Source organism: Caulobacter sp. 602-2 (assembly GCF_011043625.1).
Classification (GTDB): Bacteria; Pseudomonadota; Alphaproteobacteria; order Caulobacterales; family Caulobacteraceae; genus Caulobacter.
In genome coordinates, this window is record NZ_JAAKGT010000012.1 from 59,905 (window position 1) to 85,726 (window position 25,822).

The window sequence follows — 25,822 nt, forward strand, 5'->3', positions numbered from 1 at the left end:
GCACGGTCGTGGTGGCGCAAAGGCAGGTCCTCGATGGCCCCTTCGAGCGTGAGTTCCTCGATGAGGGGGAAGGGCGGCGCAGCATGTCTCATCGGGCTATACCCTGGCGAGACGTCTCGCCGACCCTTCAAAGCCGTCTCATTTGGGTTGATCCCAAATTTTTGGGACATTAGACTCTGAGGGTCTAAGATCCATACGAGACGGAGTGGTGGGTGGCGGTGGTTGGTTACGCTCGCGTATCGAGCGCGGGGCAATCCCTAGAGGTTCAGCAGGAGCAGCTTGCTGCGGCCGGCTGCATGAAGGTGTTCGCCGAGAAGCGCTCTGGCACGACCACCGAGGGGCGCGAGCAGCTTGATCTTGCATTGTCCTATGTGCGGGAGGGGGATGTCTTCGTTGTCACCCGTCTTGACCGCCTTGCGCGCTCTCTCGTCGACCTGCGTAGGACTGTCGATGCGCTCACGGCGAAGGGGGTCGGCTTTCGCTGCATCCAGCAGACGATCGACACTACCAGCTCGGAGGGGCGGCTGATGCTCAACATCCTTGCCTCATTCGCCGAGTTCGAGACCGACATACGGAAAGAGCGGCAGCGCGACGGGATCGAGAAGGCCAAAGAGGCAGGCAAGTACAGGGGACGCCCGGCGTCGATAGACGTGGCGCAGATCCGCGCGCTGGAGGAGAAGGGGGTCGGTCCGGCGGAAATCGCCAAGCGCCTGGGAATAGGCCGTGCCAGCGTCTATCGGCTCAAGGCCTCAGCTCCTGCGGCACCCGCGAGCTAGCTGCCAAAGAAGCAGCGCAGCCCACATCGCCATAACTTGCAGGCAGAAAATCGCCTGTGCGGAAGACAAGTGCATGAGTAACGTCAACACCCTCATTGATCCGCGTAAGGTGGCGGATCTTGAAGCCATCCTGGTGGGGCTGGACCCAAAGATCGCCGCCAGGTTTCGAACTCGCGAAATGCAGCGGTTGCAGGACGAGGCGAACTCGGCAGCCGTCAACCGGCGGCTTTACGCGAACGCATTTGAGCAGGCTCAGCTCAATGGGCATCCGGATCCGCAGGGTTTTGCTCTGGACCAGGTACAATTACAGGGCGTCATCAAGCTTCACGAGCGGCGGACGGCCGCGATCTTCAAACGCATCAACCATCAGAACAGGATGAGGGCGAATAAGCTTGCCGCCAAGGTGGAGGCGTCGTCCAAAACTGCGAAGAAGGGCGTTCGTCGCTTTCCTCAAGCGGACCGCCACTATGTTGATATTGTTGGCAAAGCCGAGCGGTTGGGCCATCTCGACAACGCACCTTTAGTCCTGTCGACTTTCCCCTCTTACCTGAGAACCTACAAGCTGCCTCACTGGGACAAGGCGACGATCAGCCTCAAGGTTATGGCCATGTCGCTAGAGGCCGCAAAAGAAGGGGCTCAAACGATCAATCTCCGTGTGAGCCCAAGCGTCAGGGCCAGCGCCCTGGCCTCACCTCGAGGCCCGGCCAGTTATATGCAGGACGCCATACGGCGAGCGTTTCGCTCCGTGTTTGGCTCCGATGGGTGCCCGGAGTTCTGGTTCGTCATAGAGCTGGATGGTTCCAGCGCGGATGCGTTCCACCTCCACGGAGCTGTTGCAACGCCATCAGTCGCTAACGGTCGCGAGCTGGTCGACGCCGCTCTCAGAAGCGCTGCCGGAGGATGGGGCGTTCCTGGCGGAGCCTATCACCAACAGGTGTCACGCGAACTGCTGGATCCGATCTACTGGGCGTCCTATGCCGTCAAGACCATGAACATTTCCGGCAGGGAGATAGAGCGTAAGCTTCTTGCGAGCACCAACGGGATCCGGGCGTGGGCTAGAGGATCCTGGGAAGATGTTCGAGCAAGCTTGCCTCAGCCGGGAATGTAAAGGCCGAATCTGGGAAATAGATAGTCATTAAATGCTATTTATTATCTTCATATATTCGCCTTTAATTTCGTGAAGACTCACTTCATCGTCTGCTCTTATTGGTGTGGGGGCTTGGCGGTGTTTCCATTTTTTGTGCGGAGCTATGAGGATAGGCGCAAAGCGATGCGTCTCATGCGAGATCGGTTCTCGTCTACGGATGGTGCCTATGTAGTGCTAGATGCCCAGTGCTTGGCTCTTGGCCCCTACGACCTATCAGCTATCGTGTCAGGGGCTATGCCACTCCTCTATGTCGGCTCATCGAGACATCAGAGTCGCAGGCTCGGTTACTTTGCTCGGACCGTTGTCGAGGGCTCCCACTTTAACGGCGCCCATGGGTTTGGTGAGTTCTACAGATCCATTGCCAACGAGGTGCCGCTCGAACGCCTAGCGGTCATCTCGTTCCACTGGCCTTTCGGATACGAGCTCGAGAAACGCATCTACGACGGGCACGTGCGCGCGTTTGGAGCGCCTCCATCAGGCAACCTTCGTCGTCCGGTCGCGAGTTCACGTCACGACCGCTTTCCTCATCGGATGCGCTGATGGTGCGCGATTGCGTTGGCGCATATGCAGATGCGGCCTCTCCGGTCGCTACGCTGGATCTCTCGACGCTCAACCTCACGCTTGCGGTGCTGATGATCGCTGCAGGCGTGCTCGTTGCAATCTTCCAATGGCGCCTTTGCAGGCTGCGGAAGCGACACCGAAGTCGAACAGCGAGCACTCCGCCGTCTTGTCCGCTTTCAGGCGACGATCGGCCCGCTCAGAGTGTGCCAGACCCCTCAGGTAAGGGTGGCGATGGGTCCTGATGCGCTCGCGTTCGCAATGCTGGTCACCCTAGGCATCACTGTAGGTGCGATCATCGTCGCAACTTGGCGTTTGCACGCCCTGGAACGTCAGCAGCGCAGCCTTAGGAGCGAGGCGCGCTCGGCGATCGAACGGGTGCAAGGGATCGACGGTGATGGAATATGAATGAGACTTTGGCACCTTCCGATTACTGGGCGAGCCTGCAGCGTTCTTGGGGCGCTCCGCGTCACGAAAAACCGAAGTCTTAGAGCAATGCGCCGCTTGCGGATCCGGGTCCCGTCAATCGCCGGGGGCGGGCAAGCTCAGCTCCCTTACACGTAAGGGAGCTCTCCCTCTTTGGCGGCCGAGACCTTCATTGGAGCGTTCTAGCGGAGGCCATGCTGCGCCTTGGCGACTACCACGCCGCCTTCGAACGTAACTACGATGCTGCTCCCGTCAGCGTTCTCCCAGGACTTTACAGTGGCGTTTGCCGGCGCGCCGTCAGGCATTGCCGTGCTTGCGCTTCCCAATAGGTGGCCAGGCCCGTTGAGGATTCGGTTGATGTCGCTCTCGAGATAGCCTTCTCGAACCATCGCATAGTCCGCGAGCGTAAACCGTGCGGCCTCGCTCTGACGCGAGAGCTGATCCTGCTCGACGAAGTGGCGAAGGCGCGCTCTCGCCTCCTCCAGCTTCCGCTCCTCGCCGGCCTCATGCTTCGCTCCGGCGACGACGCCAGCCGCTACGAGCGCAACAACCACGCCAGCCCCCCACAGATAGACCGAGGCACTTCCGCTCTTTGGTGCGGCTTCAGAAGCGCGAGTAGTGGTCATGAAGTCCCAGCTCAGTTTTGCTCCCAATCTGGTAGCAAAACGACGCCGTTGCACAAGCCGCTTTCCCTCCCAGGAAGGCGCGCATGGCACGAGCTTGGGTTTCCTCGCCCGCCTACGAGGTCGCAATCGGCCTTCTGATCGCCAAACGGCATGCCGCTGGCCTGACGCAGCGCGACCTAGCTGCCAAGCTGGAAAAGCCACCATCGTTTGTTGGAAAGCTCGAAAGTCGTGAGCGTAGGCTCGACTTGATTGAGTTTATCGCGATAGCGCGCGCTCTTGGCCTTTCTGCACCCGCCTTGATGCAGGAACTTGACGACAAGTTGCTCAACGTTGGGAAAATCTAACGCCGTCCGGAGAGAGGTATGAGCAGGATAGGGGGGCTATTCCTGAACCTCAGTGCGATTGCCGTGGCGATAAGAATGGCAAGCACAGCAGCGGCCGCTTGTGACAGCCTTCACCGCCAAGGGGTGTGACAAGGTCGAGCCAGGGGCGGATGGGCGCGCGTCGTAACCATTTGATATGGCAGGGTTAATTTTGGAGGTCGTCTAAAGGTGAAAAAGCGACGGCGGAGATAGAGAACCTGTTATAAATAGAGGAGTGTGACAAAGCCTTCCGCACAGCGTGTTGAAACACTTGCGGCACTCCTCAAACGGGTGGGTCCCTCGCTTAGCACCGAGCTGGTGGAACGTCTGGTGGCCGAAGGTGTCTCACCAGACGCCGCCCGCCAGCGTATCGCCCGAGGGGGGCGCGACTTCGATGTCAAAAAGCTGGCTGGCGTACGCTTCCAGCATAACGCTCGCTTCTACTATCTCGACCATCAGTTCGGCGATGCTACGTTCTGGGTCGCGGTGGAGCGCGCGTTCGAACGGGCCGGTGCCTCATACTGGGCCGCTGTCACCGGGGTCAGGGCGAGGGGCGGTCGCGTAAGGCTGGACCACTTCGCAGTTGCATGCGGTGCACCGGCTTCGCGCAAGGGCCAGTATTCGCCGGAACATCTTCTAGATCGCCTTAAGGCGATCCAGATGCTTGAGACTGAAGAGATCGGTGACGACACCTGGGTGAAATTCAGACCCTACGCCTATCATTGTGACCCGCCCGAAGTGGCACGCGCCAGGCTTCTGGCGGAATCCGTCGCCCTAGAAGGCGTGCGCGGCTGGATGCGTACGTTAGGGTTCACGAGCTACTCGCAAACCCGCATACGCGGAGAGGACCCAGCACCCCAAGTCTCGTCCATCGCCTGGGACCTGACGGGGCCCTCCTATATTCGCCCGATGGCGAAGGTCGTCGGTGGCCGCCTGCGGCAAGGGTTCGTCGTCGCTGATATCATTCTGGGCCCCTTGGTTGGAGCGCCTGCCGTGGCGACCGTCGTACGCAAGCACGACATGGCCTCGGCCCTGCCGACCATTCCTCCGATCATGCCGTTCCTGATCGCCGACGCCTTCACCCCGGAGGGTCATCGACTGGCCAAGCAAAAGGGTTTGCTTCCGACCACCACGGCGCAGTTGCTGGGCGACATCATTGCACGCTCCCTTCGGGAACTCGTCGACATGTTGACGAACCTGGGTGCGACCGTCGCTGTCAATCCAGAGCACCTGGAGAAGGTTCTGAAAGAGCTGACGCGGATCGAGGGCGCTGCCGATAACCTCCGAGGTGCGCTGTTCGAGCTGGCGGTCGCCTATCTGGTCAAGGAGGTCGAGGGTGGGTTCGTCAAGGCGGGGGTCCAGGTCACCGATCCCTGGACGAAGCGCTCCGCCGACATCGACGTGCTGCTTGATCGACCCGAAGGTCAGTCCATTCTCGTGATCGAGTGCAAGGCCAAAATACCTGGCAATACCGTCACGCTCGACCAGGTTCGCAAGTGGCGGGAAGATCGGGTGCCCTTGATCTGGTCAGCGCTGGACAACGGAGACCACTATAAAGGTCGCAAGTTCACCTTCGAGCTCTGGAGCAATGGCGCTTTTCGCCCTGAAGCCGAGGCTTGGCTCGCTGCTCAACACCACGACCCACGCTTCGAAGTCGCCTGGCGGAACGGCGCGGCTGTTCGGTCCTACACCGGAGAGGCTAAGTCAGCGACAATCTCCAAGATCATGAACGAGCACTATTTTCGTCATCCATTGGCGCAAGCACCTGGCGGCAAACCAAAGGATAGAGGGAGACGCTCCTAATAGCTGCCGATGATCGTGAGGACCTTGCGACAATGGGCCCGCAATTCTCCGGGCACGGGTGCATTGCCGCCTCCATGCATATTGGGCCGTGTATATTCGTTCAGCGCGTAAAGGTCCGCGACGTTACTGGCCATCGGGTCCGTCCCGCCAGCGTCGCGGATCGCGTTGGCCATGTCGTGGATATGGGACTGATCAGGGAACCGCCCAGGGAAACGTAGCCGCAAATAGTCTTCCATGAACGGCCGGATCGATTGATGGACGCTGTTGAGAGTCTGTCCCTTCAGCAGTTTCTGATGCGAAGCGTACTCTCGGATGATCTCAGACTGCTCGATATAGAGCGACTTCAATTCATCAGCGCTGGACCAACGCTCAAGCGCGCCTTCCCCGCTGTCGCTGCATTGAAGCTGAAAGGTCCGAACCAGGTTCTTATCGGCGTTCTTTTCGATCATCTGCAGGAAGCGGGGGTCGTGTGACAACACGATCGTCTGGCAGGCTTTGTCACAGATGGAGCGGATGTGGCTCGTGGTCTGGAACTGCCGCTCCATATCCTGACTGTTGAAAGGATCGTCGAAAACTACGACGGCGTCCTGCAAGTTGGGGTCACCGCCGATCTGGGCGATGAAGAAGGCCAGCGCCAGCGTCGTCTTGTCGCCGGCGCTGAGCACGGTCTTGAAGCTGGGCGCGGAGTCCGACTTGTCTCCGGCTTTGATCTTGTGGGTGCCGATCTCGATGGCGAACTCGGTGTTGGGCTCACGACCGATGAAATTGGTCTTGGCGTCCACAACCCGGAAGTTCGCGCCGAAATCGGCCAGGAGGTCATTCACGGTCGCCTGCCGCGCGGCCATAGTTGTGGAAGTGTAGTTGGTCAGGGCGGTCTGAGCCGAGACCTTTTCGATCTTGATCGCCTCGAAGCGCGCGTCGGCGACCAGATATCCTTCGACAGCGGCCTTGACCGGATCCCTGGCCTTTTCAGCCATCGCCAGCCATTTCTGATGATTGGACTCGGCCTGCTGCAGATTGAAGTCGTCGACTTCCGACCGCACCTTCTCGATCGCAGCCGAGGCCGCCGCAACGCTCTCATTATAAGCCGCTAGCCGACCGAGAGCCGCCTGGATGCTGGCGCCGCCATCGGCGGCCTCAACCGGCTCCAGCGGATTGCCAAGCTTGAGCCCAACCAATGCCTTGAGACTCTCCAGCGCCGCATTGACGGCAGCCTGCTCCTCGCCGGTTAGAACCGGAATAGAGGGCAAATCGCACAGCTTCGCCCAATACGCGAAGTCCGCATCGTTCCTCTTGATGAGCTCGGTGAGCCGCTCGGGGGACACCTCGGACAAGATGCGCTGGCATTCGTCGATCCGCGCCTTCAGCGCCTTGAACGCCTCGCTGAAATAGGCGCGATAGGCCGCCACCAGCAGAACGCCGGTCGTTTCCTGTGCGCAATAGGGACACTGTTCCTCCGGTGCATGACGCGTACCGTATTCCAGCCAAGCGTGGGCTCGCTCGCCCAGGCTCGTAACCTCAAGATGCTGGCTGACCAACTGGGCCGCATTCTCGCTGACCCCGTCGATCGTAGTGGCCAGGATATCCGGGATTTTCGCTAGGTCCCCTATCGGCGTTGGGGCCGGGCTGGGCTTCTGCTTGATGACCGTCGCCTGCTTAGCACGCTCCATGCGCTGAGCCGCATTGCGGATCTTCTCGTCGAGGTCCTCGGGAGCCACTGCCTTGCAGAACGCCGAGACTTCCTTGTCCTGGATGCTTTTGCACCTCAGCGAGATCGCCCGGCCGTGGTTCTTGCGCTGCTCATCGACTTCGCGTTGCTCCTTGTCGAGCGCGACGACTTTCTCGGCCAAGGCGACACCCTGGTCACCAAGCACTACGGGCAGAAGGCTGCGCTTGTTCTCACGGGTGACGCTGTCACCGACGTGGAGATTCTTGGCCACGTATTCGTTGTCGAAGATGTAGATCCGGCCAGGACATCCGTTCCATCCGCCGGCGCTATAGGCGAAGGTCGAGCCCGACGCCCAAAGCGACTCGACCCGGGAGTCGTTCACGGCGCCAAGGCGTCGGCGCGCAGTGATATGGGCGGCCTTGCCGTCGGCGGCGGATCGCAAGATCGAGCAGAGCGTGCTCTTGCCGTAGCCGTTCCTCCCAAACACTAGGGATAGCTTTGTCAGCGGCTCCGCCTTGTGCGTCAGTTTGGAGAACCGTCCAATTTCTTCGATGGCCTTGAACTTCTGGAGCATTGGCCTCTCTCAATAAGAAGAGAAACCTACGAGGATGATGGCTCGACCTCAAGTCGAAGGATGTGTTGCGTTCGCCCGTCCGGTAGCGACAGTTCAACCTGCCAGCGTCTCGGTGAGGAAGCGCAAATAGTCGACAGTGCGCGTGTCCACCCTGCTCGACGTTTTGAGGACGGCGATCGACGCGATCCTGCATTTTGCCCCCAGCGCTCAACACCAGTCACCACCGAGCCGTCCCGCCGGACGCTCCCGCATTGGAACTTGCGAGAGCGTCGGCTTAAGGCGTTTCAGTCGTGCGATTGGCGAAGACCGCGCCTGATGATCAAGCCGCCCAGCCTTGGCTGGATTGCCTCGGCGCAATCTGGCCAGTGTTGGTTCTGCGCGCTCCGGTCAGAAAGAGCTCCAGATCGTCCTTGGCGTAGCGCACCAGGCGGCCGCTGAGTTTGCGGAATGGTGGGCCCAGGCCGCGCAGCCGCCAGTCCTCCAGCGTGCGAGGAGACACGCTCAGGAAATGCGCCGCCTGCGCGGTGGTCAGCAGGGGCGAAGAGGGAATGCTGTAGGGGTGGTTCATGTGACGCATGGCTCCAGAGGAGATTTCAGTGCGTCGGACTATCTATACCAAAAAAGCCGAGCTGGTTTTGGCAAGTGAGGGCCTCTTTCCTCAGCGAAAACAATGCCTGATTGCGCGCACACCGAAATCACAACGGAATCGCGTTGCTCGCGGACCGGGCGCGCGGGCGTCTGATCACGAGGTTTTTTCCTAGCTTCCACGTAGCTTCCATGACTGGCGCACTATGGCGCAGTCCGGTAAATTTCTTCAATGAAATCAAGAGTTTGGTGGTGCCGCCTAGGTGACTCGAACACCTGACCTACGCATTACGAATGCGCCGCTCTACCGGCTGAGCTAAGGCGGCCCACGGCGCTTCGGCAGAATCGCCGGGCGCGAGGAGCGGCCTATTTAGCGGGGCGCGAGCCGCTTGCCAAGCGTCGTCGTGCGCTTGTGTTGCGACGGGGCGCCGGAGCGGGGCCGGGGGCGTCGGGCGAGGGCGGATCGTCGAGCTCGCCGGGGTCGTCGAGGGCCGGGTGGTCGAGGAACGGGATCAGGGCCCCGCCGGTCTCGGCCGCGTGCACGAAGGCGGTGGATTCGGCCAGGGTCGACTGGGCGTAGGCCGAGGGCAGCTGCGGCAGGTCGCTCATCGTGCGCTCGCGGCGCTCGAAGCGCGGGTGGATCAACTCGCCGGTCTCGGCGTAGCTGGCGGCCAGGCGCGCCCAGTCCTCGCGGCCGTAGGCGAAGGCCTGGCCCTCGGGGTCGAGATCGCTCCAGTCGGGCTCCTGCGGGGCGGCCACGCCCCGGGCGACCCAGGCGCGGGCTTCGTCGGGCTCGCCGCACGCGAAGGCGACGCGGGCCATCAGGCCGGCCAGACGGGCGGTGGGCGCGGCCTCCTCGGGCAGCAGGCGGGCGGCGGCGCGGGCGGCGACGGCGTCGCCGGCGATCAGGGCGCTCTCAACCTTGAGAAGGCGGCTCTCGCGGGCCTCGGGCTTCAGCTGGGCGAGGGCCGAAAGGCGGGCGGCGCGGGCCTTGGGCGTCTCGCTGGTCTTCAGGTCGCGATAGGCCAGCCACAGGGCCGGATGCGGCGCGCCCTTCCAGGCGGCCTCGATCAGGGTTCCGGCCTTGGCGGCCTTGCCGTCGGCGGCCAGCAGGCGGGCGGCCATGACCACGCCGGGGGCGAAGTCGGGCTTGAGCTTCACCGACTGCAGGGCGAAGTCGAGGGCCTGGTCGAGCGCCTTGGGATCGTCGCTGTCCTCCAGGTTCGCCGCCGAGGCGGCCAGCAGCGCGGCGCGGGCGCGCTCGGCCACCAGCGGCGAGACGATCTTGCGTTCCTGGCCGCCTTGGACGAGCTGCAGGGCCGCGGCCCAGTCGCCGGCCTCCAGGCGGGCTTCCAGCAGGGCGCGCCAGGCCCACAGGGCCGAGCGGGCCAGGCCGTAGGCGGTCTCGGCGTGGCGCAGGGCGAGCTGGCGGTCGCCTTCGGCCAGGGCCAGCTGCATCAGGCCGCGCAGACCGGCCAGGCGCATCTCGGGAAAGCCCAGCATGGCGTTCCAGGCCTGGCGCGCGGCGACGGTGTCGCCCGCCGCCTCGGCGGCCTGGGCGGCCAGCACGCGCACGAGGCCGGGGGCGTCGTCGGTCAGGTCGGCGGCCTTCTGGGCCAGGCGGCGGGCCTCGGAGCCGTCGCCGGCGGCCACGGCGAGAAAGCCGCGCGACAGGGCCTCGGTCGCCTGCTTGCGGCGGGCCTCGGCGCGAGCGCGGGCGGCGCGGCGGGGGGCCTCGATGATCCACAGCAGGCCGCGCCACAGGGCGGCGGCGGCCAGGGCCAGCAGGAGGGTCAGCAGGGCGGCGGCGGCGGCCGTCATCTCGACCCGCCAGCCCAGCCATTCCAGGCTGGCCGCGCCCGGCTCGCCGGTCAGCGAGACGACGATGACGGCGATGATTGCGATCAGGACGAGGGCGAGGAGGGCGCGGATCATTGCGGAGCCCCGGCCAGCCGGGCGTTGTCCTGGGCGCGCGAGACCTGCATCAGGCCGGCCAGGGCCTCGTCGCGGACGGCGGCGACCAGGCGGTCGATCTCGGCGCGGCGCTCGGCCTCGGCCCGCCAGGCGGCCAGCACGGGACGGGCGCCGGGCGGCAGGGCGTCGAGGGCGCGCAGGGCGCCGGTCAGGTCGCCGGCGTCGAGCCGGGCCTGGGCGCGGGCCAGCACGGCGTCGGGGCCGTTTCCGGCGGTCGAGCCGACCTGGCGGATGGTGACGACGCGCGAGAGGGCGTGCTGCAGCTTGGCCAGGGCGCCGGCGTCGGGGCCGGGCTCATGGGCGGCCACCGAGGCGCGGCCGGCCAGGTCGTCGAAGCCGGCGGCCAGGCCCGCGAGCGTGGGCGCGCCCTGGCGAGCCAGGCGCTCCAGCGCGCGCACCTCCGACGACGGCGGCAGCACGCGTTCGAGCGCGGCGACGGCGTCGGCGAAGGGCTCCCCGCCTTGGGCCGCCTGGGCCAGGCTGGCGGCGGCCAGGGCCGCGCCGGCGGCGTCCAGCGTGCGGCGCTGGCCCGATTCGAGCAGGGCGATGCGCGCCTCCAGCCGGTCGACCTCGGCGGAGGGCGAGGGCGCCGGCGGGGCGGCGACCACCGGGACGTCGGCGGCGGGGGCGGAGAAGCCGGCCGAGACCGGGGCCTGGGCCGTCGGCGGCGCCTGCGGCGACACGTCCTTGCGGGCGAACCAGGTCGGGCCGAAGCGGGCGATGGCGACGCCTGCGCCGACGCAGGCGATGCACAGCACGATCATCACCCAGAACATCGGGCCCAGCAGGGGCTTCCTGGCGTAGAGGGCCGGGTCGCTGGGGGCGGCGATTTCGGCGGGGTCGGGGGCGGCGCTCATGGCCTCCATTCGTGCCCCACGCGCGATTTGGGTGCAACTTCGCCTTAAGGCGAGAGCAGGTCGAACAACGCTGTTTCGCGGGGGCGCGGCGCGGCGGCCACAGGCCCAAGGCGTCCGTCGGCGCAAAGCGGGCCCAGCGGCGCGGCGACGGCGGGCGACAGGCAGAAGGCCTTCAGGCCTGGCGCGGGATGCGCGGTCAGTACGGCGGCGAGCGCCCGGGCGGCCTTGGGCGAGTGCAGCAGCACGGCGCCAAGATCGTCGAGGACCGCCAGGGTTTCGGCTGCGGGGGCGCGCACGACGCTTTCGTAGACGGCGATCGCCAGGGCCTGGATTTCGGCGCGGGCCAGCGGCGAGACGAGGTCGCCGGCCGGTTCCGCGGCGGCCGCATGCAGCACCGCGCCCTCGAAGGCTTCCCGTCGAGCCGCGATCAGGGCGGCCAGGGCGGCCACGTCGCCGTCGGCCGATTCGATGCGCGAGAAGCCGGCCTCGGCCGCCAGGTCGGCGGTGGCCGCGCCGACCGCGAACACCGGCAGGTCGCGCCGAGCGTTGGCCCGGGCGAAGGCGGCCAGGCCGTTGCGGCTGGTGAAGGCCAGGGCGCCGACGCCGGAAAGGTCGGCCGTCCACGGCAGGTCGCGGACCTCCAGCAGCGGGTCGATCAGGGGCGAAAAGCCGAGCGCCGAAAGGCGCGCGGCGGTGGCCTCGGCGCCGGGCCGGGCGCGGGTGATCCAGACGCGGGAAGCGTCCGGGCTCATTCCGTCGGCGCGATGATGGCGTCGCCGCCCTCGGCCTTGACCGCCGCGCCCAGCGACAGGCCCAAGGCCAGCGCCTGGCCGGCGTCGTCGTCGCCGGTCAGCACCACCTCGCCCTCGTGGCGGACGCGAATGACGCCGTCGGGGCTGAGGGCCTCGACCAGCAGCGACAGGCGCGATCCGTCGAGGCGGCCATAGGCGCCGACGGCCGTGCGGCACGAGCCTTCAAGGGCGTAGAGCGCGCCGCGTTCGGCGGCGACGGCGATGGTGGTGGGACGGCAGCGGATCGCCGCCAGCCAGGGGGCGTCGACGTCCTCGGCCCGGCTCTCGATGGCCAGGGCGCCCTGGCCCGGCGCGGGCGGCGCGGCCAGCGGGTCGAGCCAGCTTTGCGGGATGTGGCCCATGCCCAGGCGGTTGAGGCCCGACTGGGCCAGCAGGATGGCGTCGGCCTCGCCGCGCTCGAGCTTGGCCAGACGGGTGTCGACATTGCCGCGCAGCATCACGACGTCGAGGTCGGGGCGCACGTGCAGGGCCTGGGCCTGGCGACGCAAGGAGGCGGTGCCCAGGCGCGCGCCGTGGGGCAGGTCTTCCAGCCGCTGGGCGACCTTGCTGATGAAGGCGTCGCGGGGGTCTTCGCGTTCAGGCGTCGCGGCCAGGACGAGGCCCGGGGGCAGTTCGGCCGGCATGTCCTTGAGAGAATGCACCGCGCAATCGATGCGGCCGTCGAGCAGGGCCTCCTCGATCTCCTTGGTGAACAGGCCCTTGCCGCCGATCTCCATCAGCCGGCGGTCCTGGATGCGGTCGCCGCTGGTGACGATCGGGATCAGCTGGGCGTAAGCCGCGATCTCTTCGGGGCCGGCGTCCAGCGGCGCGCCGAGGGCGTGGGCGATCCGCGCCTGCATGTGGCCGGACTGGGCGAGCGAGAGCTTGGAGCCGCGCGCGCCGATGCGGATGGGTTGCCGGGACACGGTCTGGACGTTACCTGCATGCGAAAGACAAGCCTTCGCTGCTACAGGAGCGGCGGGAACCCCGCAACCGCATGACAACCCTTACGAAGTTTGGCCTTACGATCCTTGGTCTTGAGACCAGCTGCGACGAGACCGCCGCCTCGGTGGTGCGCCGCAGCCCGGACGGGCGCGTCGAGGTGCTGTCGTCGATCGTCGGCACCCAGTTCGAGCAGCACGCGCCGTTCGGCGGCGTGGTGCCCGAGATCGCCGCCCGCGCCCATGTCGAGGTCATCGACAGCGTCGCCGCCGAGGCCATGCGCGCGGCCGGGATCGGCTATGACGCGCTGGACGGCGTGGCGGCCACGGCCGGCCCCGGCCTGGTCGGCGGGGTGATGGTGGGCCTGGCTTTCGGCAAGGCGGTGGCCCTGGCCCGCGACCTGCCGCTGGTGGCGGTCAACCATCTTGAGGGCCACGCGGTCTCGGCCCGCCTGGGCGCCGAGGTGGCCTATCCCTTCCTGCTGCTGCTGGTTTCGGGCGGGCACTGCCAGTTGCTGGAAGTCGGCGGCGTGGGCGCCTGCAAGCGCCTGGGCACAACGATCGACGACGCGGCCGGCGAAGCCTTCGACAAGATCGCCAAGAGCCTTGGTTTGCCCTATCCGGGCGGTCCGGCGCTGGAGAAGCTGGCCAAGACGGGCGATGCTTCGAAGTACGAACTGCCGCGCGCCTTGCTGGGCCGCAAGGACTGCGACTTCTCGTTCTCGGGCCTGAAGACGGCCGCCGCCCGCATCGCCGCGACGCTGACGACGGAGCAGGAGCGCGCCGACCTGGCCGCCGCCGTGCAGTTCGCCATCGCCCGCCAGCTTTCCGAGCGCACCGACCGGGCCATGAAGCTCTATGCGGCCGATCACGAGGCCGGCGAGCGCCGCTTCGTCGTGGCCGGCGGGGTGGCCGCCAACGGCGCGGTGCGCGCGGCGCTGCTGAAGGTCTGCGAGGACAACGGCTTTTCGTTCGACGCGCCGCCGCTGGCCTACTGCACCGACAACGCCGCCATGATCGCCCTGGCCGGGGCCGAGCGCCTGGCGGCGGGCATTTCCGACGATCTGGACGCCGTGGCGCGTCCCCGCTGGCCCCTCGACGAGGCCGCGGCGTTATCCAATCCGAGCAACAGTTTCGGTCGCAAGGGAGCCAAGGCATGACCTTCACGCACGCGGGCGTCGTCGGCGCCGGGGCCTGGGGCACGGCCCTGGCCCAGGTCGCGGCCCGGGCCGGTCTCCAGGTGACCCTGCAGGCGCGTGAGCCGGAGGTCGTGGCCTCGATCGCCGACAAGCGCGAGAACACGATGTTCCTGCCGGGCGTGACGCTGGAGCCGGCGATCACCGCCGTCGCCGACATGGCGGGTCTGGCGTCCTGCGACCTGATCCTGGCCGTGCCGCCGGCCCAGCACCTGCGCTCGGCCATGGCGGCCCTCGCCCCGCACCTGAAACCGGGCGTTCCGGTGGTGCTGTGCTCCAAGGGCGTCGAGCAGGGCTCGCTGAAGCTGATGACCGAGGTGGCGGCCGAGACCCTGCCGGGCGTGGCCATCGCCGTGCTGTCGGGGCCCAGCTTCGCCGGCGAGGTCGCCCGCGGCCTGCCCGCCGCCGCCACCCTGGCCTGCGAGGACGAGGCGCTGGGCAGGCAGATCGTCGAGGCCATCGCCATTCCGACCTTCCGCCCCTACTGGGCCGCCGACGTGATCGGCGCCGAGGCCGGCGGGGCGGTGAAGAACGTGCTGGCCATCGCCTGCGGCATTTCCGAGGGCAAGGGCCTGGGCCGCAACGCTCACGCCGCCCTGATCACCCGCGGCTTCGCCGAGCTGACCCGGCTGGCCGTGGCGGCCGGCGGCAAGGCCGAGACCGTGGCCGGCCTGTGCGGCCTGGGCGACCTGGTGCTCACCTGCTCGTCCAGCCAGTCGCGCAACATGAGCGTCGGCCTGGCGCTCGGCGCGGGTCAGACCCTGGAACAGGCCCTGGCCGGCAAGGTCAGCGTCGCCGAAGGCGTCGCCTCGGCCCCGGCCGTGCGGGCGCTGGCCCGCAAGCTGAACGTCGAGACCCCGATCTGCGAGGCCGTCGCCGCCATCCTGGCCGGCGAGGTCGACGTCGACAGCGCCATCCTCGGCCTGCTCTCGCGGCCGCTGAAGGCGGAATGACCGTGCGTCCTTCGAGGCGCGCCTTCGTCGCGCACCTCAGGATGAGGACCATCTTGCACTGAAATCCCTCATCCGGAGGCGCCCGCACAGCGGGCCTCGAAGGATGCAGGGCCTTGCCGAAACACCACGAAGGAAACCGCCCATGCCGCTCTACGCCATCGTCTGCAAGGACAAGCCCGGCGCGCTCGAAACCCGCCTGGCCGTGCGTCCCAAGCACCTGGAATACCTGGCCCAGTCGACCAACCTGAAGCTGGCCGGCGCCCTGCTGGACGACGCGGGCAATCCGATCGGCTCGATCCTGGTGGTCGAGGCCGACGATGTGTCGGTGGCCCAGGCCCAGGCCGACAACGACCCCTATACCGCCGCCGGGATCTTCGAGAGCGTCGAGATCAATCCCTGGCGCCTGGCCGTCGGCGCGCTCTAGGCCCGATGGACGACAATCCCGCCCGCCCTGCGCCCGGCCAGGCGATCTGCGCCCTGGCCGACATCCCCGAGCCGGGCGCGGCGGGCTTTCGATATCGCGAGGGCGAGGCGATGTTCGCCGGCTTCGTCGTCCGCAAGGACGGCGGGGTGTTCGGCTATGTCGACAGCTGTCCCCACGCCGGCTGGCCGCTGGCCGGGTTCAATGGCCGGTATCTGACCCGCGAGAACGACCTGATCCTGTGCGCCGGCCACGCGGCCCTGTTCCGCATCGCCGACGGCGCCTGCGTGGCGGGTCCGTGCGGCGGCAAGCACCTGACGCCGTGGCCGATCCGTGTGGAGGCGGGGCAGGTCTTCGCGGCCTGACCCTTCCTTAACCGATGGTCGGTTAGGGTTCCTCGACCTTGAGAGGAGCGCGCCGCCATGGCCGACGGAACGACCCCCGCCCAGACCGGCGCCTTCGACGCCGAACTGACCGACGCCGTCGACGCGCGGGGCGCGGGCGCCAAGCTCCGCTCGCTGGGCAAGATCAATCCGCGCCTGGCCCCGCAACTGGCCCGCACCATGCTGGGCAAGGCCCGCGACAACGACAGCGCCGGCGCCTTCTCCACCTACTGCGAGGCCAAGGGCTTCGAGTTCACCTCGGCCTGGGCGGCCAACAACATTCCGTTCGTGGCCCCGCTGCTGCGCGACTTCATGGCCAAGCGCCCGGCCGACGGCCCCAAGGTGCGCTACATGGAGATCGGCGCCTATGAGGGCCGCAACCTGGCCTTTATGGACTGGATGTTCCCCGACCGCCTCGACGTGACGGTGATCGATCCCTGGTTCGACGAGGGCCTGAACCCGGAAGAGAAGTACCTGGCCGTCGAGCCGCGCTTCCACCGCAACATGGCCCGCACCACCTTCGGCAAGGTGGCGACCCACAAGGGGTTCTCGACCTACGAACTGCCCAAGATGCTGCAGGCCGGCGACAAGTTCGACCTGATCTATGTCGACGGCAGCCACACCGCCCTGGCGGTGATGATCGACCTGTGCTGCTGCGCCAGCCTGCTGGAGGTGGGCGGCATGATGGTGCTCGACGACTACTGGCACGACATCAGCGAGATCGGCGGCCCGGGCGTGAAGCAGGCGGTGGATCACTTCCACGCCGCCTTCGGCCGCTATTTCGAGGTCGCGGCGGTCTATCGCCAGGTGGCCCTGGTCAAGACGGCCGAGATCCCGCGCTAGCCGCTTGAGCCTGGACGACCTGCACGCTCTGGAAGCCTGCGACGACGCGCGCGAGCGCAACGCCATGGCCCTGCGCCTGGCCGATGCGCGCACGCCGGGCCTGGACGCGGTGCTGGCCCGCCTGATCCTGCGGCCCGACCTCGCCGGCCAGCGGGGCACGCTGGTCCACGCCCTGGCCATGTACGACTGCGGCCCGCACCTTGGCCTGCTGGTCGACCTCGCGATCGAGGGCGGCCTCGAGGTCGCGCACGAAGCCTTCTCCGCCCTGAACGGGATCGACCATGTCGACGGCGAGGCGGTGGCCGAAGCCCTCGCGCGGCTGCAGGCCGCTCGCGCCGCCGGACCGGCCGAGGCCTGGCGGCGGGACCTGCTGACCGACCTGGCCGAGCTCTTCGAGTAGCCCTCGGCCTCGCTCAACCGCGCGCGGGCTGATATGGGCTGCGCACGGAGTTTCTGACCACATGACCGATACGATTTCCGACGCCGTGGCCGTGGGCCGCCGGGTGCTGAGCATCGAGGCCCAGGCCCTGAACCAGATGGCCGACGGCCTGGGCGAGGCCTTCGCGCGCGCCGTCCAGGTGATGCACGACGCCAAGGGCCGCATCGTCTGCACCGGCATGGGCAAGTCGGGCCACGTGGCGCGCAAGATCGCCGCCACCCTGGCCTCGACCGGCAGCCAGGCGATGTTCGTCCATCCGGCCGAGGCCAGCCACGGCGACCTGGGCATGATCGGTCCCGACGACGTGGTGCTGGCGCTGTCGAAGTCGGGCGAGGCCCGCGAGCTGGCCGACACCCTGGCCTACTGCAAGCGCTTCTCGATCCCCCTGATCGCCATCACGGCGGTGGCGACCAGCCAGCTGGGCCAGGCCGGCGACGTGCTGCTGCTGCTGCCCGACGCGCCGGAAGCGACGGCGGAGGTCAACGCGCCGACCACCTCGACCACCCTGCAGATCGCCCTGGGCGACGCGCTGGCCGTGGCGCTGCTGGAAAGCCGCGGCTTCACCGCCAGCGACTTCCGCGTCTTCCACCCGGGCGGCAAGCTGGGGGCCGTGCTGCGCACGGTGGCCGACCTGATGCACGGGCAGGACGAACTGCCGCTGATCGGGCAGGGCGCGCCGATGAGCGAGGCCCTGCTGGTGATGAGCCAGAAGCGTTTCGGCGCGGTGGGCGTGGTCGACGGCGCCGGCGCGCTGGTCGGCCTGATCACCGACGGCGACCTGCGCCGCCACATGGACGGCCTGATGGGTCACGCCGCCGGCGAGGTGATGACCAAGGGCCCGCTGGTCATCGGCCCCCACGCCCTGGCCGCCGAGGCTCTCAAGGTGATGAACGAGCGCCGGATCACCGTGCTGTTCGTCGTCGAGGGCGGCAGCCCGGTGGGCGTGCTGCACGTGCACGACCTGCTGCGGGCGGGGGTTATCTAAACCCCTCTCTCAAAGAGAGAGGGACTTGGTTCTACGGCCGCGCCTCGCTGCCGAACGCCGCCAGGTCCTTGATCAGCGACACCACGGCCTGTTCCACCAGCTCGCCGCCCTTTTCGGGCGTGGCCAGGGCGGGGTCGGAGCCCATGCGGCCGTCGGCGTAGCGGGCGCGGAAGTCCAGGGCCTCGCGGATCGGGCCGGTGGGGGCGATCTTGGGCTCGTACTCGGCGGTCTTGATGCTGTCGGGATAGCCCCACTGGGTCACGGCGATCTCGGACGGGGTGGCGTGGCTGCCGTGGCCGACCGGGAATTGGCGCATGGCCAGGGCGTTGACGCCGTCGAGGTCCCACCAGTTCTTCAGCTTCATGGCGAAGGGGCAGCGCTCCTTGCGGAAGCTGTACTCGGCGTAGATTTCCGAGAACGCCGCCTCGATGGTGGCGACGTTGCCGCCGTGGCCGTTGAGGAAATAGATCTTCTCGAACCCGTGGGCGCCCAACGAGCGGGTCCAGTCGCCGATGGCGGCCATGAAGGTCGACGGGCGCAGGAAGATGGTGCCCGGGAAGGCCAGGTGATGCTGGGCCATGCCGACGTTGAAGGTCGGCGCCACCAGCACCTCGTCCGAACGCTTGGAGGCCTCGTGGGCGATGATCTCGGGGCACAGCCAGTCGGTGCCCAGAAGGCCCGTCGGCCCGTGCTGCTCGTTGGAGCCGATCGGCACGATCACCGTCTTCGAACGCTGGAGGAAGGCTTCGATCTCGGGCCAGGTCGAGAGGGCGAGCAGCATGGCGGGGTACTCCGGAAGGCGTCGGCGGCCGGGGTTGCGACCGGCCTTGCCAGCGCTTTACGCCCGAAGTCGGGCTTAGCCGACCCCCAATCTGCCCGAACGGCGTGCGGCCGAGCCGCGGCGCACTCGACCTGCGCGTGCTTGCCCCCGGGCGGCTGCCGCGCGCAAGGTGCCGGCCCGGCGTCATGCAGAACGCCGGGGAGGAGACCGCTGATGGCCCAAGCCCACGCCCGGGACGTGCTGGCCGTGCTCGACGGCGCGGGGCCGGCCCTGTCGCCGGTGGCGGCGTCCTGGCGGCGCAGCCTGGTGCTGCACGGCCTGGATCCCGAGAACCGCAAGGCCCCCGAAACCCTCTCCGAGCGCGAGCTGCTGGAGGCCCAGGAGCGCATGGGCGCCCTGCGCGCGGCGGCGTCCGACACGCTGGACGCCCTGTTCCAGGCGGTCGGCGCGCAAGGCTCGTGCGTACTGCTGACCGACAGCGTCGGCGTGCCGGTCGACCGCCGGGGCGCGGCGGCCGACGATCCGGTGTTCCACCGCTGGGGCCTGTGGACGGGCGCGGTGTGGAGCGAGGCCAGCGAAGGCACCAACGGCATCGGCACCTGCATCGCCGAGCAGCGCACCCTGACCATCCATCGCGACCAGCACTTCCACACCCGCAACATCGGCCTTTCCTGCACCGTCGCGCCGCTGTTCGATCCGCAGGGGCGGCTGGCCGGCGCGCTGGACGTCTCGTCCTGCCGACAGGGGCTGGAGGGCATGACCGGGTTGATGGAGGCGGTGGTCAACGACGCGGCGCGGCGCATCGAGTCCAGGGCCTTCCGCGAGGCCTTCCCCGGCGCGCGCATCGTGCTGCTGGCCGACGGTCGCGCCGACCGGGCCTCGACGCCGATGCTGGCCGTCGACGCCGACGACGTGGTCATCGGCGCCACCCGCGCCGCCCGCCAGGCCCTGGAACTGACCGACGACAAGCTGCGCCGCGGCCTGCCGTCTCCCGACCGCGGCGCCGATTTGGAAGACGCCGAACGCGCCGCCGTGCGCCGCGCGCTGGGGGCTGCGGGCGGCAACGTCTCCGCCGCCGCGACCGCGCTGGGCGTCAGCCGGGCGACCCTGCACCGGAAGATCAACCGGTTGGGGCTGGGGCGGGGCTGACCGCCGCCCCGCTAACGTTGTGGAAAACCGCGTCGTCACCGATAGTCCGGTGATGTTTGGAAACTGGTTCAAACTCAAGGTGCGTTCTCCGAAAACCGATCGCTGCGGCATGTGTGGCCGCAGTCTCGGTCAGCAGAGCGATCCGCTTTCCGGTGATTGTGGAGGCGATTGTTGGGGATGCGTTGGAGAGGTTGAATCCGATATGGGCTGGACCCCCTCCGTCCAGTCCGTCCGGCGGGAAATCCGCGAAGGCTGGCGTGACGGAAAAGGTAAGGCGCGATCGCCGACCGCCTTGGCCTCCCTTGAAGCGATCAAGCAACTGCTGCGCGACGATTGGGATCCCATCGCCTTGATGCCGCACCTTCCCCCTGACGAGTACGACAGCTACGCCATCCAGGTGTTTTCGATGCTGAGCGCCAGCGCATCGGTGTCGGAGGTCGCGGACTATCTGAGCGACGCGGAGATGACCGGAACGCCGGATCGCGAGCGGGACCTTCGGGTGGCTCAGAAGGCCGCTATGATCATGAGCGGTCTGGAACTGTCGCAAGCCTGAGACACTCGGCCGCCGCCGCCGCCTCCACCCCGTTCCACATCAAGAATCCGGGCGCAAGCTCCTCCCTGCGACGCCGAACACGGCGCGACGGAGGAAACCATGACCAAGCCCGAGTTCATCGACTCGCTGTCCCGCCCGCCGTTCAAGGCGCGCTACGACAACTTCATCGGCGGCCAGTGGGTCGCACCGGCCGACGGCCGCTATTTCGACAACGCCTCGCCGATCACCGGCCGCAAGATCTGCGAGATCGCCCGTTCGCAGGCCGAAGACGTCGAGCGCGCCCTGGACGCCGCCCACGCCGCCAAGGACGCCTGGGGCAGGACCAGCGCCGCCGACCGCTCGCGGATCCTGCTGAGGATCGCCGACCGCATGGAGGAGAACCTCGCCGTCCTGGCCAACGCCGAGACCTGGGACAACGGCAAGCCGATCCGCGAGACCACGGCCGCCGACCTGCCGCTGGCCATCGACCACTTCCGCTATTTCGCCGGCTGCCTGCGCAGCCAGGAAGGCGCGATCTCCGAGATCGACCACGACACCATCGCCTACCACTTCCACGAGCCGCTGGGCGTGGTCGGCCAGATCATCCCGTGGAACTTCCCGCTGCTGATGGCCTGCTGGAAGCTGGCCCCCGCGCTGGCGGCCGGCAACTGCGTGGTGCTGAAGCCCGCCGAGCAGACCCCGGCCTCGATCATGGTGCTGTTCGAGCTGATCGGCGACCTCTTGCCGCCCGGCGTGGTCAATGTCGTCAACGGCTTTGGCCTGGAGGCCGGCAAGCCGCTGGCGTCCAGCCCGCGCATCGCCAAGATCGCCTTCACCGGCGAGACGAGCACCGGGCGCCTCATCATGCAGTACGCCAGCCAGAACCTGATCCCGGTGACGCTGGAGCTGGGCGGCAAGTCGCCCAACATCTTCTTCGCCGACGTTGCCGCCGAGGATGACGACTATCTCGACAAGGCGCTCGAGGGCTTTGCGATGTTCGCCCTGAACCAGGGCGAGGTCTGCACCTGCCCCAGCCGCGCCCTGGTGCAGAAGTCGATCTACGACAAGTTCATGGAGAAGGCGCTGAAGCGCGTTCAGGCGGTGGTGCAGGGCAATCCGCTGGATCCCGCCACCATGATCGGCGCCCAGGCCTCCGAGGAGCAGCTGAACAAGATCCTCGGCTACATGGACGTGGGTCGCAACGAGGGCGCGCGCCTGCTGACCGGCGGCTCGCGCACCGTGCTGCCCGGCCAGCTGGCCGACGGCTTCTATGTCGAGCCCACCGTGTTCGAGGGCCACAACAAGATGCGGATCTTCCAGGAAGAGATCTTCGGCCCCGTCCTGGCGGTGACCACCTTCGAGACGGAAGAGGAGGCGCTGGAGATCGCCAACGACACCGCCTTCGGTCTCGGGGCCGGGGTGTGGACCCGCGACGGAGCCCGCGCCTACCGCTTCGGGCGCGGCATCCAGGCCGGCCGGGTATGGACCAACTGCTACCACGCCTATCCGGCACACGCGGCCTTCGGCGGCTACAAGCAGTCGGGCGTGGGCCGCGAGACCCACAAGATGATGCTCGACCACTACCAGCAGACCAAGAACCTGCTGGTCAGCTACAGCGCCAAGGCGCTGGGCTTCTTCTAGGCCTTTTCGGTTCCTCCCCCTGGGCCTTCGCCGACGACGGCGGAGGCCCCCTTTCTTCCGCCTGGGCAGGCGGCAAGGGCGGCGCTGGCGGCCTCAAAACCGACAAATCGAACAAGACCAACTTTCTGTCGTCAGAAACAGAATTGGTCTGCTTGCGCGGGGGGGATGCTTCGCATACTCCCGCTCGCAAGACGACGACTGACGCAGCGGCAAGACCGCTGGCGACGACAAGATCGACTGAAGAGACGTTAGGGAGACGCGTGGTGAGCGACGGACAGCTGTTTCCGGTGCCGGAAGACTGGGCGGGCAAGGCCCATATCGACGCCGAGGGCTACGAGGCCGCCGTGGCCCGCGTCGAAAGCGACCCCGAGGGCTACTGGCGCGAACTCGCCGCCCGCCTCGACTGGATCGAGGCCCCGACCAAGATCAAGAACGTCTCCTACGCCAAGGACGACTTCCGCATCCGCTGGTACGAGGACGGGGTGCTGAACGTCAGCGCCAACTGCATCGACCGCCACCTGCCGCACCGCAAGGACGACGTCGCCCTGATCTTCGAGGGCGATGAGCCGGGCGTCTCCGACAAGATCACCTACGGCCAGCTGCACGACCAGGTCTGCCGCATGGCCAATGTGCTGAAGGACCTGGGCGCCAGGAAGGGCGACCGGATCACCATCTACCTGCCGATGGTGCCCGTGGCGGCGATCGCCATGCTGGCCTGCGCCCGCATCGGCGCCATCCATTCGGTGGTGTTCGGCGGCTTCTCGCCCGACAGCATCGCCGGCCGTATCCAGGACTGCGACTCGCGCCTGGTCATCACCGCCGACCAGGGCCGCCGCGGCGGCAAGACCGTGCCGCTGAAGGCCAATATCGACGAGGCCCTGACCCACTGCCCGCAGGTCGAGAAGGTGCTGATGGTCCGCTGGACCGGCGCCGACGTGCCGGTGGTCGAAGGCCGCGACGTGATCTGGAACGACGTCAGGGACGCCGCTTCGCCCGACTGCGCGCCTGAGCCGATGAACGCCGAGGACCCGCTGTTCATCCTCTACACCTCCGGCTCGACGGGTAAGCCCAAGGGCGTGCTGCACACCACCGGCGGCTACCTGGCCTGGGCCAGCTGGACCTTCGAGTCCGTGTTCGACTACCGCCCTGGCGAGATCTTCTGGTGCACCGCCGACGTGGGCTGGGTCACCGGCCACAGCTACGTGGTCTACGGTCCGCTTGCCAACGGCGGAACCAGCCTGATCTTCGAGGGCGTGCCCAACTACCCGACCCCGTCGCGGTTCTGGGACGTGGTCGACAAGCACAAGGTCGAGATCTTCTACACTGCGCCCACGGCCCTGCGCGCCCTGATGCGCGAGGGCGACGAGCACGTTCTCAAGAACGACCTGTCGTCGCTGCGCCTGCTGGGCAGCGTCGGCGAGCCGATCAATCCGGAAGCTTGGCTCTGGTATCACCGCGTGGTCGGCAAGGACCGCCTGCCGATCGTCGACACCTGGTGGCAGACCGAAACGGGCGGCATCCTCGTCTCGCCGCTGCCCGGCGCGACCGACCTCAAGCCGGGCTCGGCCACCAAGCCGCTGCCGGGCGTGAAGCTGCAGCTGGTCGACGCCGAGGGCGCGGTGCTTGAGGGCGCGACCGAGGGCAACCTCGTGATCACCGACAGCTGGCCGGGCCAGATGCGCACGGTCTATGGCGACCACCAGCGCTTCTTCGAGACCTATTTCTCGACCTATCCCGGCAAGTACTTCACCGGCGACGGCTGCAAGCGCGACGACGACGGCTACTACTGGATCACCGGGCGGGTCGACGACGTCATCAACGTCTCGGGCCACCGCCTGGGCACGGCCGAGATCGAGAGCGCCCTGGTGGCCCATGAGGCCGTCGCCGAGGCCGCGGTGGTGGGCTACCCGCACGACATCAAGGGCCAGGGCGTCTACGCCTATGTCACCCTGAAGGCCGACGCGGTCGCCACCGAGGAGCTGCGCAAGCAGCTGGTGCTGTGGGTGCGTCACGAGATCGGCCCCTTCGCCGCGCCGGACGTGCTGCAATGGGCGCCCGGCCTGCCCAAGACCCGCTCGGGCAAGATCATGCGCCGCATCCTGCGCAAGATCGCCGAGAACGCGGTCGACGCCCTGGGCGACACCTCGACCCTGGCCGATCCGTCGGTGGTCGACGACCTGGTGCGCAACCGGGCGGGCGCGAAGGCGGCTTAAGGTCGAGTCCGTCATCCCGGGCGAAGGACCGCGCAGCGGGCCGTAGACCCGGGACCCAGGGGCCGGCGCAATGCGGCTGTCTCTGCGAAGGGGCAGTCTGAATACCGCTCCCAGTCCCCAGGGGCCCGGCTATCCGCTGCTCTCCGGCCGGGATGACGAGGGGGTGGGTGTGGAACTTGTCCACAGCCCGCCTTCGGCCTATAGTCAAAACGCCGCTGATGTAGCGGCGTTTGGTTGGCATCGCATGGCCCCGGTCGTAAAAATCCAGGAACTGCTTGGCGGTGAGGCGGTAACAGGCCCGCTGGCCACGGAGTTTGACGTGGTCCGGCTGGTCCGCAGGGGCCTGCCGGTCGCTTCGGTTGATGGCTTCCTGGCGGCCACGCATCAGCCGTTCTCGGCCATCGAGCCCTATGTGATGCCGCGGCGCACCTTCAATCGCCGCCGCGACGCCGACCAGCCGCTGGATCCGGCCGAGTCCGACCGCATGGTGCGGATCGCCCGCATGGTGGCGGCCGCCGAGGACGTGCTGGGCGACCAAGAGCGCGCCTGGCGCTGGCTGGAGCGACCCAACCGCACGCTGGAAGGCCAGACACCGATCTCGATGGCCGACACCGACCTCGGCGCCCAGGGCGTCGAGCGGCTGCTGGGCCAGATCGCTCACGGCCTGGCGGCTTGAGGTGTGCGTTTGACGCCGCACGCCATGCGGTATGAATCCGAAGACGGATCACTTCTGAGGGTTTGTCGATGATCGTCCATCACATCGCCAAAGCCGCCCATGTCGGCCTGGACGGGGAGGGGGCTCGGCTCTACGGCGGCCGCTGGAACTCGCCCGGCCGGCCGATGCTCTACACCGCCGCCAGCCCTAGCCTGGCGGTGCTGGAGGTGCTGGTGCATCTTGACCTGTCGCCCGACCTGCTGCCGCTGGACTACCGCCTGCTGGGGATCGAGGTTCCCGACGACGCGCCCCGCCTGGCACTCGACGCCGTTCCGGACGACAGCGTGGCGGTGGGCGACGCCTTCCTCGAGGCTGGCCGGGCGCTGTGTCTGCACGTTCCCAGCCAGATCGTGCCGCAGGAGATCAATACCCTGCTCAATCCCCGCCATCCGGCCTTCGCGGGCGTACGGCTCTTGCGCGACGAGCCGTTCCGGTTCGATCCGCGCCTGTTCTGACCTGACCCTAGCCTCATTCCCCGCCAG

Annotated in this window: 26 protein-coding genes and 1 tRNA gene; 18 read left to right on the forward strand and 9 right to left on the reverse strand. The window is 67.5% G+C overall.

What is annotated here, in order from left to right; all coding sequences use genetic code 11:
• The first annotated feature begins 212 nt into the window (after positions 1–212).
• From G5B46_RS24760 to G5B46_RS20190, 3 genes are all read left to right on the forward strand, one after another.
• The gene (locus G5B46_RS24760; RefSeq protein WP_165261850.1) at positions 213–776 is read left to right on the forward strand and encodes a recombinase family protein; all 564 of its coding nucleotides are present in this window, start codon (positions 213–215) and stop codon (positions 774–776) included.
• A gap of 73 nt (positions 777–849) precedes the next feature.
• Entirely contained in the window at positions 850–1,884 is a 1,035-nt protein-coding gene (locus tag G5B46_RS20185; protein WP_165261851.1) for a hypothetical protein, read from the forward strand.
• Between the two features lie 693 nt (positions 1,885–2,577).
• Entirely contained in the window at positions 2,578–2,889 is a 312-nt protein-coding gene (locus G5B46_RS20190; RefSeq protein ID WP_165261852.1) for a hypothetical protein, read from the forward strand.
• Positions 2,890–3,089: 200 nt separating this feature from the next.
• Here G5B46_RS20190 and G5B46_RS20195 read toward each other — a convergent pair whose 3' ends face one another.
• The gene (locus tag G5B46_RS20195) at positions 3,090–3,533 is read right to left on the reverse strand and encodes a hypothetical protein (RefSeq protein WP_165261853.1); all 444 of its coding nucleotides are present in this window, start codon (positions 3,531–3,533) and stop codon (positions 3,090–3,092) included.
• 83 nt (positions 3,534–3,616) lie between these two features.
• On the opposite strand from G5B46_RS20195, the gene G5B46_RS20200 reads away from it, so the two are divergent.
• Both G5B46_RS20200 and G5B46_RS20205 read left to right on the forward strand, forming a co-directional pair.
• Positions 3,617–3,877 carry a helix-turn-helix transcriptional regulator gene (locus tag G5B46_RS20200; RefSeq protein ID WP_165261854.1) on the forward strand — a complete coding sequence of 87 codons (261 nt, stop codon included), beginning with the start codon at positions 3,617–3,619 and terminating at the stop codon, positions 3,875–3,877.
• 255 nt (positions 3,878–4,132) lie between these two features.
• Positions 4,133–5,698, forward strand: coding sequence for a hypothetical protein (locus G5B46_RS20205; protein WP_165261855.1), 1,566 nt, complete (start codon positions 4,133–4,135; stop codon positions 5,696–5,698).
• Here G5B46_RS20205 and G5B46_RS20210 read toward each other — a convergent pair.
• The 7 genes from G5B46_RS20210 to hemC form a co-directional block, all read right to left on the reverse strand.
• Positions 5,695–7,941, reverse strand: coding sequence for an AAA family ATPase (locus tag G5B46_RS20210; RefSeq protein ID WP_165261856.1), 2,247 nt, complete (start codon positions 7,939–7,941; stop codon positions 5,695–5,697). The two genes, G5B46_RS20205 and G5B46_RS20210, sit on opposite strands and share 4 nt — an antisense overlap.
• Positions 7,942–8,260: 319 nt before the next feature.
• Positions 8,261–8,509, reverse strand: a complete 249-nt coding sequence (locus tag G5B46_RS20215; RefSeq protein ID WP_165261857.1) for a helix-turn-helix domain-containing protein — start codon at positions 8,507–8,509, stop codon at positions 8,261–8,263.
• Between the two features lie 267 nt (positions 8,510–8,776).
• A tRNA-Thr gene (locus tag G5B46_RS20220) sits at positions 8,777–8,852 on the reverse strand.
• Between the two features lie 40 nt (positions 8,853–8,892).
• Positions 8,893–10,461, reverse strand: a complete 1,569-nt coding sequence (locus G5B46_RS20225) for a heme biosynthesis HemY N-terminal domain-containing protein (RefSeq protein ID WP_165261858.1) — start codon at positions 10,459–10,461, stop codon at positions 8,893–8,895.
• A complete protein-coding gene (locus G5B46_RS20230; protein WP_165261859.1) occupies positions 10,458–11,357 on the reverse strand; it encodes a hypothetical protein in 900 nt (299 codons plus the stop codon). Before G5B46_RS20230 ends, G5B46_RS20225 begins: the two co-directional genes overlap by 4 nt.
• A 44-nt stretch (positions 11,358–11,401) precedes the next feature.
• A complete protein-coding gene (locus G5B46_RS20235) occupies positions 11,402–12,109 on the reverse strand; it encodes a uroporphyrinogen-III synthase (protein ID WP_165261860.1) in 708 nt (235 codons plus the stop codon).
• On the reverse strand, positions 12,106–13,074 hold the full coding sequence (gene hemC / locus G5B46_RS20240; protein WP_165261861.1) for a hydroxymethylbilane synthase: 969 nt from the start codon (positions 13,072–13,074) through the stop codon (positions 12,106–12,108). Before hemC ends, G5B46_RS20235 begins: the two co-directional genes overlap by 4 nt.
• Before the next feature lie 71 nt (positions 13,075–13,145).
• Between hemC and tsaD the strand changes: the two genes are divergently transcribed.
• The 7 genes from tsaD to G5B46_RS20275 all read left to right on the forward strand — a co-directional run bounded on the left by tsaD (position 13,146) and on the right by G5B46_RS20275 (position 18,309).
• Complete coding sequence (tsaD, locus tag G5B46_RS20245; RefSeq protein WP_165261862.1) at positions 13,146–14,249, forward strand: tRNA (adenosine(37)-N6)-threonylcarbamoyltransferase complex transferase subunit TsaD; 1,104 nt, start codon at positions 13,146–13,148, stop codon at positions 14,247–14,249.
• A complete protein-coding gene (locus tag G5B46_RS20250; protein WP_165261863.1) occupies positions 14,246–15,238 on the forward strand; it encodes an NAD(P)H-dependent glycerol-3-phosphate dehydrogenase in 993 nt (330 codons plus the stop codon). Before tsaD ends, G5B46_RS20250 begins: the two co-directional genes overlap by 4 nt.
• Before the next feature lie 142 nt (positions 15,239–15,380).
• The gene (locus tag G5B46_RS20255; protein ID WP_165261864.1) at positions 15,381–15,662 is read left to right on the forward strand and encodes a YciI family protein; all 282 of its coding nucleotides are present in this window, start codon (positions 15,381–15,383) and stop codon (positions 15,660–15,662) included.
• A 5-nt stretch (positions 15,663–15,667) separates the two neighbouring features.
• Positions 15,668–16,024 carry a Rieske (2Fe-2S) protein gene (locus G5B46_RS20260; RefSeq protein WP_165261865.1) on the forward strand — a complete coding sequence of 119 codons (357 nt, stop codon included), beginning with the start codon at positions 15,668–15,670 and terminating at the stop codon, positions 16,022–16,024.
• A gap of 57 nt (positions 16,025–16,081) precedes the next feature.
• Positions 16,082–16,885 (forward strand): class I SAM-dependent methyltransferase, encoded by an 804-nt coding sequence (locus G5B46_RS20265; protein WP_165261866.1) that lies wholly within the window; start codon positions 16,082–16,084, stop codon positions 16,883–16,885.
• 4 nt (positions 16,886–16,889) lie between these two features.
• Positions 16,890–17,285 (forward strand): hypothetical protein, encoded by a 396-nt coding sequence (locus G5B46_RS20270; RefSeq protein WP_165261867.1) that lies wholly within the window; start codon positions 16,890–16,892, stop codon positions 17,283–17,285.
• 61 nt (positions 17,286–17,346) lie between these two features.
• Positions 17,347–18,309, forward strand: coding sequence for a KpsF/GutQ family sugar-phosphate isomerase (locus G5B46_RS20275; RefSeq protein ID WP_165261868.1), 963 nt, complete (start codon positions 17,347–17,349; stop codon positions 18,307–18,309).
• A 31-nt stretch (positions 18,310–18,340) separates the two neighbouring features.
• Here G5B46_RS20275 and G5B46_RS20280 read toward each other — a convergent pair whose 3' ends face one another.
• A complete protein-coding gene (locus G5B46_RS20280) occupies positions 18,341–19,090 on the reverse strand; it encodes a creatininase family protein (protein WP_165261869.1) in 750 nt (249 codons plus the stop codon).
• A 213-nt stretch (positions 19,091–19,303) separates the two neighbouring features.
• On the opposite strand from G5B46_RS20280, the gene G5B46_RS20285 reads away from it, so the two are divergent.
• The 6 genes from G5B46_RS20285 to G5B46_RS20310 all read left to right on the forward strand — a co-directional run bounded on the left by G5B46_RS20285 (position 19,304) and on the right by G5B46_RS20310 (position 25,795).
• The gene (locus G5B46_RS20285) at positions 19,304–20,239 is read left to right on the forward strand and encodes a GAF domain-containing protein (protein ID WP_165261870.1); all 936 of its coding nucleotides are present in this window, start codon (positions 19,304–19,306) and stop codon (positions 20,237–20,239) included.
• Positions 20,240–20,441: 202 nt separating this feature from the next.
• Complete coding sequence (locus G5B46_RS20290) at positions 20,442–20,792, forward strand: hypothetical protein (protein ID WP_165261754.1); 351 nt, start codon at positions 20,442–20,444, stop codon at positions 20,790–20,792.
• Positions 20,793–20,891: 99 nt separating this feature from the next.
• Complete coding sequence (adh, locus tag G5B46_RS20295) at positions 20,892–22,412, forward strand: aldehyde dehydrogenase (protein ID WP_165261871.1); 1,521 nt, start codon at positions 20,892–20,894, stop codon at positions 22,410–22,412.
• Between the two features lie 260 nt (positions 22,413–22,672).
• Positions 22,673–24,625 (forward strand): acetate--CoA ligase, encoded by a 1,953-nt coding sequence (gene acs, locus G5B46_RS20300; RefSeq protein ID WP_165261872.1) that lies wholly within the window; start codon positions 22,673–22,675, stop codon positions 24,623–24,625.
• Between the two features lie 244 nt (positions 24,626–24,869).
• Positions 24,870–25,301: an antitoxin Xre/MbcA/ParS toxin-binding domain-containing protein gene (locus G5B46_RS20305; RefSeq protein WP_165261873.1), complete on the forward strand. Its 432-nt coding sequence runs from the start codon at positions 24,870–24,872 to the stop codon at positions 25,299–25,301.
• Between the two features lie 68 nt (positions 25,302–25,369).
• Positions 25,370–25,795: an RES family NAD+ phosphorylase gene (locus G5B46_RS20310; protein ID WP_165261874.1), complete on the forward strand. Its 426-nt coding sequence runs from the start codon at positions 25,370–25,372 to the stop codon at positions 25,793–25,795.
• Positions 25,796–25,822 lie beyond the last annotated feature (27 nt).